Raw genomic sequence first — 12,845 nt, 5'->3', positions numbered from 1 at the left:
CGACCGACAGGAGAGTTAGATGAACACCTTTCGCACCCGCAGACCGCTCCTCGTAAACGCCACCCAGTGCCTCCACCCCACCCTCATCCTTACCGACTCCGGACAGCGCAAAGCCTATCCCGGCGACTGGATCATCGAAGGCGAAAACCGCGAGCGCTACATCGTCGACAACACCTTCTTCCAGCGCACCTTCGCCCCCATTCCATGGGAGTCCTCGAGCGAAGGCCGCCACTACGGCAGCTAAGCCACTCCTCCGTCAGAAATTCAACCCGAAACCTTCACCAACCGGCCCCGGGCCCCACGATCCTCAAAGAGAAAAGCGCAGTGTCCTATGGCATTGTCCCCTGTACTAGAACCTCCGGCGTCCCCGTTCCCCTTCCTACCGACAACAACGATCATCCCCACAGCCTCATCCCTCTTCCCACACTCGCGCATCGCCCCATCACAAGCCCGCTCCACCACTCTCCGCAGCGAACCCAAAACCATCTTCCTGCGAACGCGCAAGGCGCAGTCGCAAGACGCCCGCGCCATCCATCAGCTGATCGAGAGCTTCTCCCACGACGGCACCCTCCTTCCCCGCTCCTACGCTGAAGTCTGCGCCAACATCCGCACCTTCACCGTCGTCGAAACCCACACGCACCAGTTCCTCGGCTGTGCTGCCCTCCACATCTACGGCCCGCACCTGGCCGAGATCCGCTCCATCGTCGTCCGCCCTGACATCAAAGGCCGTGGCGCAGGAGGCCAACTCGTTCACGAGCTCCTGCGTCAGGCCAACGCTCGCGGCATCGGGTGCGTCTGCCTCTTCACCCGCATCCCGTCCTTCTTCAAACACTTCCACTTCTACGTGACCGAGCGTCAAGCTCTGCACGACAAGGTGCTCAAAGACTGCATCCACTGCTCCCGCCGCAATGCCTGCGACGAGACCGCGATGGCCCTCGGCGAGCTCCCCGTCTCGCCAGACAACCCGCAGAACGACACCTTCCTGCCCCGGCACCACTCAGAGCTGGTACAACTCCAGCTCTGAGCGCATCACCCGGAAGTGTCATTCAAGGCTCCACCCCTTCACGTTACCCTTGCCGTCAGCAGTTTTCGTCATGCATGATGACGAGCAACAAACACGGCCGTCGAAGAAATGGCAGCCCGCGCTGCCTTCTTCGCACCTCGCATCCGGCATCTTATGCAAAGCAGGACAAATGCATTCTCTGCCTGAACGTTTTGCCGGAGCCAGCGACACTTCGCACAGGAAAACAAAGATGAACTACATCGAATCGAAAGAAATAGCACCAACCTTCCAGTCCAACAATCGCGCTGAAGACGGTCTACTCGACCGCAGCCGCTGGAGCGGCCTCTGCGAAGGTGTCCTCATCCCACTGGGTTCCCTCTTCGCGGTCTTTCTCTTCATGCTCGGGGTCATGCTCATCACAACCTAGCCGGCGATCACAATCTCCGAGAAGTCCGCGATCCCGGAAAAATCCCCGAGCACCTTCTCGAGCAGCGCCAACCTATTCGCCCGCACTGCCTCATCGGGCGCCATCACCATCACCGCCTCGAAGAACGCATCCACCTGCGGCCGCAGCGTAGCAATCTCCTCCAACGCTGCCCTGTAACTCTTCTCCGCCCGCAGCGTGTAGACGCGATCAGCCAACTCCGCCGACCTATCCGCCAACGCCCTTTCTGTTGGCTCCGTCAGGAGCGCAGCATCAACACCGCGCGCCGCTGAAATCCCCTTCTCCCTCGCCTGCGAAAGAATGTTCTTCATCCGCTTGAACGCCGAACTCACCGCAACAAAATCATCCGACCCGCGCACCGCAGTTACCGCCTCTGCCCGCGCTACCGCATCTCGAACATCACTCGCACCAGCCGCCAACGCAGCCTTCACCACGTCATAAGCCTGCCCGCGCGCCTCTTTTAGATAGAACTCCAGCCTCTCCGCAAAAAAACCTCGCATCTTCGCGACCACCGCAGCATCGTAGCTACCCATCTCCGCGATCTCATCCAGCTTCAACGGCAGCGTTACCTTCGTCTCGGCCAAAATCTTCACAATCCCATTCGCCGCCCGTCGCAGCGCAAACGGATCTTTCGACCCCGTAGGCTCCAATCCCAACCCGAACATCCCCGCAATCGTATCCGCCTTATCTGCTATCGCCAGCAGCGCACCTTCCGTTGTCCGAGGTACGCCATCTTCCATCGACTCAGGCTTGTACTGGTCATATATCGCATCTCCCACCGCCGCAGGAAACCCCTGAGCCCGTGCGTACAGGCCGCCCACCACGCCCTGCAGCTCCGTAAACTCCTTCACTAGCTCTGCCGTGAGGTCCGCTTTCGCTAATCGCGCCGCGTGATCCAGTGCTAGGACATCCACTTCCAAGCCGCGTTCCACGACGCGTCCCGCAAGCGCGGCCGCAGCCTTCCGTACTTTACCTGTCTTCACAGCATAACTTCCCAAGTCTTTCTGAAAGGTCACATTTTCGAGCAACATACACCGCTCGTTTAGTGGCACCCGCTGGTCGAACTCCCAGAAGAACCGCGCGTCATTGAACCGCGCTCTCAGCACCCGCTCATTGCCATGCCGAATCACCGCGACACCAGCCTCATCGGCTTCTGTATTCAGCACCGCGAGAAAATGCGGAGCCAGCTTTCCACTTTTATCCTCCACTGCAAAGTAGTTCTGATGATCCCGCATCACCGTCACCAGAACCTCCTCCGGCAGCGCCAGGTACTCCTTCTCAAACCCACCCATCAGCACCGAAGGCCACTCCGTCAGTTGCGTCAGCTTATCCACCAGCTCATGGTCCTCGCGCCACCGCAGTCCCGACCCCTTGAGATCACCAGCCCGCGTCACCTTATCCAAAGCCTTCCGAATCCTCTGCCTCCGTACCTCCACATCCGCAATCACAAAGCCGCCCAGCAGCGCATCCTCGTAGTCCCCAGGAGCCTTCAGCACAATCTCCTTCTCCCCAAACAAGACCCGGTGCCCATACGTAACACTTCCAGCTACATATCCGCCGAACTCCACCGGCACCGTCTTTTCACCCAGCATCGCTACCATCCACCGCACCGGCCTCACAAATCGCTCCGGCCGCCCCGCGCGCCAGTACATATTCTTAGCCCAATAAATCCCAGCCAGTTCCTTCGGCATCTCCGCAGCAATCACCTCCGCCGCCTCGCGTCCCGCCTTCACTAAAGTCGCCGCAAGATACTCCCCCTTGGCATTCGTAATCGTCTTCAGTGCAGCAACCTCCACCCCAGCCTTCTTCGCGAATGCCACTGCCGCCGGAGTCGCCACACCATCCTTGTAAGCCACCTTCACCGAGGGTCCCACCAACTCCTCAGCCACATCCTCCTGCTGCTCCGCAACTCCCTCAACCCACACCGCAAGCCGTCGCGGCGTAGCAAAGCTCTTCGTCCCTGCGCCCGACCTCATCAGGCGCTCGCGCTCCAGGATCTTCACCACGCGCTGCTCCAGCTCCGCCTGCGCCCCGGCTATCATCCGCGCCGGGACCTCTTCCAAACCAATCTCAAACAAAAAATCAGCCATCACACTCTCGCAAAATTCCAAATCGCTAACTTGCTGACTCGCTAACTTGCTAACTCGCTGACTCGTTCACCCTGCGCCGCATACGCCTTCGCCACTCCCACCACCAGCGTCCGAATCCGCGCCATCACTCCAACGCGCTCCGTCACCGAGATCGCCCCGCGAGCATCCAGCAGATTGAAAAGATGCGAGCACTTCAGCGCCAACTCATACGCGCCCAACACCGGAAAGCGCTTCAACTTCAGCACATCCATCTCACCAAAATCCTTCACCTGCGACAGCAGTCCCAAACACTCCGCTTCATACGAATTCAAGTGCTCCCAAAGCCTCCCCACATCGGCGTAATCGAAGCTGTAAGCCGAAAACTGCTCCTCCTCAGCCAGGCGCATCTCGCCGTAAGTCACCTTGCGCCCGGTATCCGGCTCAACCGCCCACACAATGTCGTAGATCGAATCCACATCCTGCAGAAACCCCGCGATCCGCTCCAGCCCATACGTAATCTCGCCGCAGATCGGATCCAGATCCATCCCGCCGCATTGCTGAAAGTAAGTGAACTGCGTAATCTCCAGCCCATCCAGCATCACCTGCCAGCCCACGCCCCAGGCGCCGCCCACCGGCCACTCCCAGTTATCCTCTTCGAACTTGATGTCGTGTTCCTTCAAGTCAATCCCAATCGCCACCAGCGACTCGAGATACATCTCCTGAATCCGTACCGGTGGCGGCTTCAGAATCACCTGCAGCTGCGTATGCCGAAACAGCCGATTGGGATTCTCTCCATACCGGCCATCCGCAGGCCTGCGCGAGGGCTGCGCATAAGCGATCCGCACCGGCTTCGGCCCCAGCACCCGCAAAAACGTATCCGGAGACATCGTCCCCGCGCCCACCTCAACATCGTAAGGCTGCTGCAGCACACAACCCCGATCTGCCCAAAAACGCTGCAGCGTAAACAACAGCTCTTGAAACGTCAGCGCGCGCTTCTTTCCAGCTATCTCAGTCATGCATCTCTCTTCACAAACGGCAATCCACCGATTCTAAATGCAATCGGTCAATTCCCACCCGCACCGAACCGTGGTCACGCAACCCTTACCCTGGCGCGCCATCCAAGCAACTTCCGCGCCTTCTCCGATCCTGCGACCGGGTTTCCCATCTATGATTGCCCAGTACTTTACAACCCAATTTCAATTGTCGGCGACAACATCCGGGAAAAGCCGGGTTCATACAACCGAAGTATCGAGGAACGACCATGAAAACCCCACAAACACGTAGTACGACCATTAGGGGCTTCTTCAAGCAGAGCATCATCGCCTCATTCGTCCTCACCCTCCTCTCTGCCCTCTCCCTGCATGCCCAGGATTATCCTCAGAACACAGACCCACCCGAGCGCGTCGCCCGCCTTAGCATCCTTCAAGGCAACGTCTCCCTCCAGCCCGCTGGCGTCGATCAGTTCAGCCAGGCCGAAACCAACTATCCCCTCACCAACGGCGACCGCATCTACGTCGACAACTCCAGCTTCGCCGAACTTCAAAGCGACGCCCTCGCCATCCGCATGGGCCTCGGTGCCGACCTCTCCCTCACCAGCATGACCGATCAGGTCGCCCAACTCGGCCTCGCCCAGGGCTCCGTCCACATCCGCAGCTGGGACCTCCAGAACGGCGCCACCATCGAAATCGATACCCCCAACGGCACCATCACCATTGTCCGTCCCGGCGACGTGCGCATCGACAGCTACCCCCAGGACGACACCACCGTCGTCACCGTCAACTCCGGAGAGGCCGAAGCCACCGGGCCCAATCTTTCTCAAGCTATCAATCCCGGCCAGGCCCTCCGCCTCACCGGCTCCAACCCCATCTACGTCGAATATGTTGAGCTCGCCCCAGGCGACAACCTCGACCGCTTCGATCAGGATCGCGACCGCCGCCAGATGGCCGACCGCGCCGCCCAGCAGCAGTACGTCAACCCAAACATGATCGGATACAGCGACCTTCAAGAGTATGGAGAATGGTTTTCCCAATCGGACTACGGTCAGGTCTGGTATCCCCGCAACGTCGACGCCAGCTGGACCCCCTACCATAACGGCCACTGGGCCTGGATCGCCCCCTGGGGCTGGACCTGGGTCGAAGCCGAACCCTGGGGATTCGCACCCTTCCACTACGGCCGCTGGGCCAGCTTCAACGGACGCTGGGGATGGATCCCTGGCCCCACCATCGTGCGTCCCGTCTACTCTCCAGCTCTGGTAGCCTTCGTCGGAGGATCCAACTTCTCCGTTAGCGTTGGCTTCGGCGGCGGCAACGGGGGAGGTCTCGCCGCATGGTTCCCACTCGGCCCGCGCGAAACCTACGTTCCCTGGTATCACGCGAGCCCCGGCTACGTGAACCGCGTCAACGTCACCAACATCTATAGCCGCAACGACACCGAGATCCGCAACATCTACAACAACCGCACCACCAACACCTACATCAACAAGACAACCGTCAACAACACCACCATCAACAACATCACCTACGTCAATCGCACCGCCGCCACCACCGTCGTTCCCCAGCGCGCATTCGCTGCCGGACGTCCGGTAGCGTCAGCAGCCGTTCACGTAGATCCAAAGCAGCTCGTCCAGGCTCAGGTCATGCCCCACCCCATGATCACACCCACCCATGAGATCGTGGCGCCTGCCCCAGCCCGAGCCGTTCCCGTCAACCTCGCACGCCCCGTCCTGCAAACCCGCGTTGGCCTTGCGCAGGCCGTCCCCGGAGCCCAGGCCCACCCCGTCCCAGTCCATACCCTCACCCCGCAACAGCAGGCAGTCAAACTCCAACCTCTGCCCGGCGGCCAGAAACCGATCCAGCAGCCCGCACCCGCACCCGTTCAACGACAAGCAATCGTAGAACGACCTACTCCAAACCAGCCCGCGCGCGCCGTCCCGGCACAACCCGCACAGCCCACAGCCCAGTCCAACCCGCCACGGTCTCAACCTGTAGCTCCAATCAACCAACCAAAGCCCGAGCCTCCGGTGCAAGTGGCCCAACCAAAACCGCAGCCGCCACCTCCGGTCATCCAGCCGAAGCCGCAAAGCGTGGCTCCCGTCAACCAATCAAGGCCCGAACCGCCCGCGCAAGCAACACAACCTAGACCGCAGCCGCCACCTCCGGTCATCCAGCCGAAGCCCGAGCCTCCGGCGCAAGCCGCTCAACCGAAGCCGCAGCCACGGCCCGTCGATCAACCTCGTCCGCTCATCAACCGAAGCGAGCCCCCGCCCGCGCAACCCACCTTCGTTCAGCAACGACAGGCCATACAGAAGACCGACCCCGGCCGCCCTCTTGGTCCACAGCAGGTCGAAAATCTGCGCAGCGGACGCCCAGCCGGTCCACATGAGCAGCCCGAGCCTATTCCTCATCCAGTCGCCCATCCCCCACAACCCAAAACAGAGTCGAAGCAGCCGCCTCCCAAATAGGCGCGGCTCCCCTTCAAACCTACCCCGCACCACCTGAAGAGGTGCGGGGTAGGTTTACATCGGCGTCTCTCCGGAGACCGCCTCATCGCCTTCACGACATCACTGTGGCGGCGTCAGAATATGATGCGTCCCCACCTCCGGGGCCAAGGCAGGATCCGTATGTACCGTCGTCGGATCGGCCAGCACCTTCGCATCCTGCACAGGTACTGAGATCCCCGTCGAGCGAATAAACGCCTTGCTCTTATCGATAGCCACCACCAGCTCGTGTAGTCCCTTCGTCGAGTTGTACGGTCGAGGAAACTCCAGGATGTAGCGTCCTCTAACCAGTTCCATAAACCCTTTTAGCCTCTTCGCCACGTCACTTCTGTTCGCCGAAAACACCAACCCCCCACTCCACTCACAGATCGAACGGAAGGGATCTTCCAATGCGTTACCCACGCTGGGGGATCCAACCGAAAGCCACGGTACATACGTCACGCCAAAGACCGCAACCGCACTAGCCTGCGCGAACACCCTCACCTCGTTCCATCGATGCGTGCTTCCCTTATCGTTCCCATCGGTCACCGCAAGAATCACCCGCCGGCCGGGAAGCGCCGACAGTTGATTGGTAGCGAAGGCCAGTGCGTCCCATAGCTGCACCTGTGGTTTGCACTTCGACCCTTGTTTATCGCGCCTCCGGTCGACCCATGACTGTAGCGCTTCATGGACCAGCTTCTTCAAATGCGCCTGGTCGGCTGGCACGTCACTCGCATAGCGAGTAAGCTCGCAATCCAGCCCGTAGACCGAGACATGATCCTGAGAACGCAGAGACAACGGCGCAAGCCCCGCAATCGCATCCTCAAGCTTCGACGATAACTCCGCCTCCGCCCCGCTCATGTCCAGCAAAATCGCAAGCGAGATCGGATCATCCCCCTCCAGACGAACATGCGAGACGCGGAACGGCGGTCCTCCGTCGAAGCTTACGCTGAACCTGTTCGGCGCGATCGGCGCAATCTTCTTCCGATCCTCCCCCAGCACCAGCACTGGGATCTGAATCGTATTCGCATAGACATGCAACGTTGGAATATCCGCATCCTGTGCCCTGGCCGGCAAGCCCAGTCCCCACCCCGCCATCCACAAAGCCCATACGAATACCCACACAAAGGCCCACACACAAGCTTTTGCCAACCGGCCCGCCATACCCAACCCAAACGCGAACCCACCCGCCCTCGCCATCCCAGCAGTATGCCAGAACTTAGTCGGCAACAACCATCTATACGGAATCCTGCCGTTCGACCGCATTTTTCTCGAACGCGACGCGCGCCCGCTCGATCTCCTCACCATGCTTCTCCGCCCAGATCCACACCCCGCAAAACGCCTCCCCCAGGCTCGAACCAAGCGCCGTCAACTCATACTCCACTCGCGGCGGAATCACAGGATGCACCTTCCGTGTCACCAGCCCATCCCTCTCCATCTGCCGCACCGTCTTGGTCAACATCTTCTGACTCACACCGCCCACCAGCTCCCCGAGCCGCGTAAACCGCACCACCCCGTGCTCCTCCAAAACCTCCAGCACCAGCATCGTCCACTTGTCCGCCACACGCGCAATAATCTCTCGGACCAGTGCCTCGACCTTTGGGTCCGCCTCAGCCGGATACTTCGACCGTTCCTTTGTCGTCGTCTTATTACGAACCGGTTTCTTAGCCGCAACCTTCGTTTTTCCCATAAATTCTTCACTCTCTTTTAGGTAAGTATAGATATTTAAGGTGCCTACTTCCCAATGGATACAAACAATCCTACTATTAAGTCAGGAGAATTCAACACCATGAACACCACTGGAAATACGATCCTCATCACCGGCGGCGGCTCCGGAATCGGCCGCGGCCTGGCAGAGGCCTTTCACAAACTCGGCAACCACGTCATCATCGCCGGTCGCCGCAAACAAGCCCTCGACGACACCGTAGCCGCCAACCCCGGCATGTCCTCCGCGATCCTCGACATCGAGAACGCCGCCAGCATACGCGCCTTCGCCGCCAAGCTCATCGCCGACTTCCCCGCCCTCAACGCCGTCGTCCACAACGCCGGCATCATGCGCCCCGAGAAACTCCTCGCTCAACCAGAAGACCTCACCGACGCCGAGGCAATCATCACCACCAATCTCCTCGGCCCCATCCGTCTCACCGCAGCTCTTCTTCCTCACCTCGAAAAGCAACCCCACGCCGCTATTCTCACCGTCACCTCCGGCCTTGCCTTCATCCCCATGGCGATGACCCCCACCTACAACGCCACCAAGGCCGCCATCCACTCCTACACCCAGGCCCTGCGCTATCAACTGAAGTCCACCAACATTCAGGTCATCGAACTCATCCCACCCTACGTCCAGACCGAGCTTATGGGCAGCAAGCAAGCCTCCGACCCACGCGCCATGCCGCTAGCCGACTACCTCAACGAGACCATCAACATCCTCAAATCCCAACCCGACGTCACCGAAGTCCTCGTCGAACGCGTCAAGCCTCTCCGCTTCTCCGAACAAAACGGCCCCGAAAAGTACAACGCCTTCTTCAAACAATTCAACGACGCCATGGCCACCGACCCCCATTAACCCGACCACACGAACCAGGCCTGCAAGAAGGTGCGGTGTACCATCATCTCGTCTCCAACACCGCACCCGTCTCCGAAAGGCCACTACCCTCTTGCAAAGAAGACCGCTCGCAGCCCTCCTCGCCACGCTCCTCACCACCACCGTCTTCGCCGTTCAAAACAATCTGCCCAGCGACTACAAGGGCACGCCCTACCACGACGACCGCCACAAAAACGCGCCGCAAATCATCCCCGGCAAAGTCGAGTGCGCCTACTACGACACCGGCGGCGAAGGCATCGCCTACCACGACACCGACTCCGTCAATCACGGCTCCGGCGAGCTCAATCCCGCCGACGGCTCCTACCTCCACGAGTTCCGCATCCACGAGGGCGTCGACACCTCCTACACCAAGTTCCACACCACGCCCGACCCCACCGACAACAGCCCCTACTCTCTCGTCCTCCCGCCCGAAGACCAGCTCTACGTCGGCTGGACCGAGCCCGGCGAGTGGTTCAACATCACCGTCGAAGTCGCCCACGCCGGCCTCTACCCCGCCGACCTTCTCTACACCTCCAACCGCGGAGGGACCATCTCCATCGACCTCAACGGCAAACCCGCCACCGGCCCCCTCACCATCCAATCCACCTTCAACCAGGCCGACCCCCTCGCCTGGCGTCAGTGGCACCACTGGAACCTAACCCCAAGCCTCTTCAAACTCAACCTCCCCGCCGGCAAAAGCGTCCTCACCGTCCACATCCTCACCGGCGGCAACATGAACCTTGCCTGGCTCAACTTCAAACAACCCTGACCAAAGCGCAAATGCCACACCCATCGCCGCAACGCAATCGAAAGTCGAGTTTTCGGCAACTCGTCGATCTCCGTTGTTCAAATTGTCTCTCCTCCTCTCGGTTTCTCGCTGATTGCCGATCAATAGAAGCAGTTAGAACCAGCTGAACCAGCCTGTTTCCCAGTGATGTGAGCGTCGGACGCGCCGCAAACCTCAACTCGTGTCCGCTTAACCTGGCTGCACCGCTTTATTGCACTTTGCACAAGATTATGTGGCTCTCGTGGATGGATAACAGAACGCTCTTCGCATGTCAGATTCTGCTGACGATGGTTTACTCGATCGCCTTTCTGGGAATGAGGCGGATGTATCGTCATCTGCCTGGCACCGGGTCCTTCGCGCTGGGATTTTTTTCGGGCTTTCTGGCGTGCATCCTGATTCTTCTACGAAGCGGCGTGCCGAACTCTGTCGCTGTCGTTGTCGAGCATTCCCTGATCTTCTCGACATTTGTGCTGTTCTATCGCGGGATATTGCTTTTCTTTCGTAGTCCACGGACGACTCGCTTCCTTTCGATCATGTGCGTTGTCGCCCTTTTGCTGCTGACGTACTTCAGCGCGGTGCAGGACCGGGTCGCCGCGCGGATCGTTATCGTGTCGTGCGTGCTGTTGGTTTCGCGCGGGCTGATCGCGGTGGAGTTGTTCCACCAGGCCAGACAGCGGTCGATCCTGAACGTCTTCGCGGCGCTCATGGCAGCCTACGCGTCATTTGGTGCGGTCCGGACGATCGCGACTTTTCTGCATGGCCCTCCATACGACTTCATGCAGACCAGCCGATTTCAGACACCGTCGCTGGTGGTGAACCTTCTGTTCATCTGCATTATCGGGTTGTTCTTTCTGCTGATGCTGAGCAGTGAACTGGTAGCGATTGTTGAGGCGCAGTCCCTGTATGACCACGTCTCAGGTGCGCTGAACAGGCGAGGAATTGATCAGCGGCTTGCCCTTGAGCTGGTTCGTGCGGAGCGAAACGGTTATGAGCTTGCTGTGGCGCTGATCGACATCGACCACTTCAAACAGATTAATGACACGGCAGGCCATGCCGCAGGAGATGCGGCGCTGAAGCAGGTTGTCGAGGTCATCTCCTCGCGGCTTCGCTCGTATGATTTTTTCGGGCGCTACGGAGGCGACGAGTTCCTGTTGGTGTTTTCGCAGACTTCCTACGAAGACGCGCTGCGAATCGCGGAACGGATAGAACACGCGGTGAGTGGGCTTGCGGTCTCGAGATTCGCGCTTCCGATTACGCTGAGCATCGGGCTCACCTTTGCCAGACCGTGCGAGACCGCGGTGTCGACGCTCGCGCGGGCGGACCGGGCTCTCTACAACGCGAAACGGGCTGGACGAAACTGCATCAGGGTGCTTCTGGCGTCTGTCGAAGACGCTTCAGAGGACGGTGTGCATGTTCATGTCGGCGAGGCGATTACTTCGTGAGCGCTCCGCGACTTATCGCCGTGGATTTGGGGTTAAGAAGCAAATCAAAGCGCTCTGCCAGGCGCTTCCATCTTAGACATGGACCTGCACGTTGCATAGGATCTCGCATCGGTATAGTGAAATCGGCTCATCGGAAACCTACGGTGACGGCTTGATCGTCTGACTACCGGAAACGGCGTTTTCGGAAACGTCCCGGTCAGACAGCAGGGTGCCCCATATCTCGATTCTGAGATGTGGGCATTCGCGCCGCGCGCGAACCGCTCTCCTGGCTAACTCTCACGCTCTCCCCAACGCCCTGGCACTCACCAACCGCCGCTCCAGATGCCGCTCCAGCGTCTCCACCGCAAAGCGCCGCAGATCCGCCGCCCGCCCCTTAGGCCACTCCTCCTTCGCCAGTTCGCCCACCGTCCCCCGAAACATCCGCACCGCTTCACCCACCGACGCCGCCGACAGCGCCACACTCCCCGGCCGCCGGTCATCCTCGCACGTTACCCCATCACTTGTAGACGAATACCAAACCGTTCCCCCGCCCCCGTCTCTCGGATCCAGCACGAGTCCACACACAACACACCGTCCCAACTCCGGCATCCATCCCATCAGCCGGCTCATCCACAGCGAAAAATACGTCACCGGCATCCACACCCTGCCCACCTGTATCTGGTCGAGCACTGCCAGCACCAGCCGAAACACCGCATCCTCAGGAGCCTGCTCCGGCAGCGCCTCCTCCACGACTTCCGCCACAAACTGCAGCGCCGCCGTCCGCGCATAATCAATCGGCCGCGACAGCGGCGAACTCAAAATCTCAAACGCATCCAGTCGCACCAGCTCCTGCTTCGGCCTCTCCGCATACGTCGCGCGCACATACGTCATCGGCTCCAGCGCCCCGCCAAACCGCCGTCGAGACCGCATCGCATGACGAGCCACCCCCTTCACCCGCCCCTGTTCCCGCGTAAACAGGCTCACCAGCAGGTCCGCCTCCTGAAACGGCCACACCCGCAACACAATCGCCTCTCCCTGCCGCTCTGTCATCCCTCCAAGAC

General features: G+C 60.1%; 12 protein-coding genes. 7 read left to right on the top strand and 5 right to left on the bottom strand.

Annotation, left to right across the window (positions count from 1 at the left end):
• The first annotated feature begins 19 nt into the window (after nucleotides 1-19).
• From RBB81_RS10005 to RBB81_RS09995, 3 genes are all read left to right on the top strand, one after another.
• Complete coding sequence (locus RBB81_RS10005; RefSeq protein WP_158943198.1) at nucleotides 20-244, top strand: hypothetical protein; 225 nt, start codon at nucleotides 20-22, stop codon at nucleotides 242-244.
• Nucleotides 245-331: 87 nt separating this feature from the next.
• Nucleotides 332-1,024, top strand: coding sequence for a GNAT family N-acetyltransferase (locus tag RBB81_RS10000; protein ID WP_353073581.1), 693 nt, complete (start codon nucleotides 332-334; stop codon nucleotides 1,022-1,024).
• Between the two features lie 229 nt (nucleotides 1,025-1,253).
• Nucleotides 1,254-1,430, top strand: a complete 177-nt coding sequence (locus tag RBB81_RS09995; protein WP_179581774.1) for a hypothetical protein — start codon at nucleotides 1,254-1,256, stop codon at nucleotides 1,428-1,430.
• On the opposite strand, the gene glyS is transcribed toward RBB81_RS09995, so the two are convergent.
• The gene (gene glyS, locus RBB81_RS09990; protein WP_353073580.1) at nucleotides 1,427-3,538 is read right to left on the bottom strand and encodes a glycine--tRNA ligase subunit beta; all 2,112 of its coding nucleotides are present in this window, start codon (nucleotides 3,536-3,538) and stop codon (nucleotides 1,427-1,429) included. The two genes, RBB81_RS09995 and glyS, sit on opposite strands and share 4 nt — an antisense overlap.
• A gap of 41 nt (nucleotides 3,539-3,579) precedes the next feature.
• Nucleotides 3,580-4,533, bottom strand: coding sequence for a glycine--tRNA ligase subunit alpha (locus tag RBB81_RS09985; RefSeq protein WP_353073579.1), 954 nt, complete (start codon nucleotides 4,531-4,533; stop codon nucleotides 3,580-3,582).
• 245 nt (nucleotides 4,534-4,778) lie between these two features.
• On the opposite strand from RBB81_RS09985, the gene RBB81_RS09980 reads away from it, so the two are divergent.
• On the top strand, nucleotides 4,779-6,977 hold the full coding sequence (locus RBB81_RS09980; RefSeq protein ID WP_353073578.1) for a DUF6600 domain-containing protein: 2,199 nt from the start codon (nucleotides 4,779-4,781) through the stop codon (nucleotides 6,975-6,977).
• 99 nt (nucleotides 6,978-7,076) lie between these two features.
• On the opposite strand, the gene RBB81_RS09975 is transcribed toward RBB81_RS09980, so the two are convergent.
• Nucleotides 7,077-8,222, bottom strand: a complete 1,146-nt coding sequence (locus RBB81_RS09975; RefSeq protein WP_353073577.1) for a hypothetical protein — start codon at nucleotides 8,220-8,222, stop codon at nucleotides 7,077-7,079.
• A gap of 7 nt (nucleotides 8,223-8,229) precedes the next feature.
• A complete protein-coding gene (locus RBB81_RS09970) occupies nucleotides 8,230-8,682 on the bottom strand; it encodes a winged helix-turn-helix transcriptional regulator (protein ID WP_353073576.1) in 453 nt (150 codons plus the stop codon).
• Between the two features lie 99 nt (nucleotides 8,683-8,781).
• Between RBB81_RS09970 and RBB81_RS09965 the strand changes: the two genes are divergently transcribed.
• From RBB81_RS09965 to RBB81_RS09955, 3 genes are all read left to right on the top strand, one after another.
• Complete coding sequence (locus RBB81_RS09965; RefSeq protein WP_353073575.1) at nucleotides 8,782-9,558, top strand: SDR family oxidoreductase; 777 nt, start codon at nucleotides 8,782-8,784, stop codon at nucleotides 9,556-9,558.
• Between the two features lie 91 nt (nucleotides 9,559-9,649).
• Nucleotides 9,650-10,345, top strand: coding sequence for a hypothetical protein (locus RBB81_RS09960; protein WP_353073574.1), 696 nt, complete (start codon nucleotides 9,650-9,652; stop codon nucleotides 10,343-10,345).
• 263 nt (nucleotides 10,346-10,608) lie between these two features.
• Nucleotides 10,609-11,805, top strand: a complete 1,197-nt coding sequence (locus RBB81_RS09955; protein ID WP_353073572.1) for a GGDEF domain-containing protein — start codon at nucleotides 10,609-10,611, stop codon at nucleotides 11,803-11,805.
• A gap of 276 nt (nucleotides 11,806-12,081) precedes the next feature.
• On the opposite strand, the gene recO is transcribed toward RBB81_RS09955, so the two are convergent.
• Nucleotides 12,082-12,834: a DNA repair protein RecO gene (gene recO / locus RBB81_RS09950; RefSeq protein ID WP_179581767.1), complete on the bottom strand. Its 753-nt coding sequence runs from the start codon at nucleotides 12,832-12,834 to the stop codon at nucleotides 12,082-12,084.
• Between the last annotated feature and the right edge of the window lie 11 nt (nucleotides 12,835-12,845).

This window comes from Tunturibacter gelidoferens (genome assembly GCF_040358255.1).
Taxonomy (GTDB): domain Bacteria; phylum Acidobacteriota; class Terriglobia; order Terriglobales; family Acidobacteriaceae; genus Edaphobacter; species Edaphobacter gelidiferens.
Note: the sequence above shows the minus strand (reverse complement) of the source record. Positions and strands in the feature narration are given on the sequence as shown.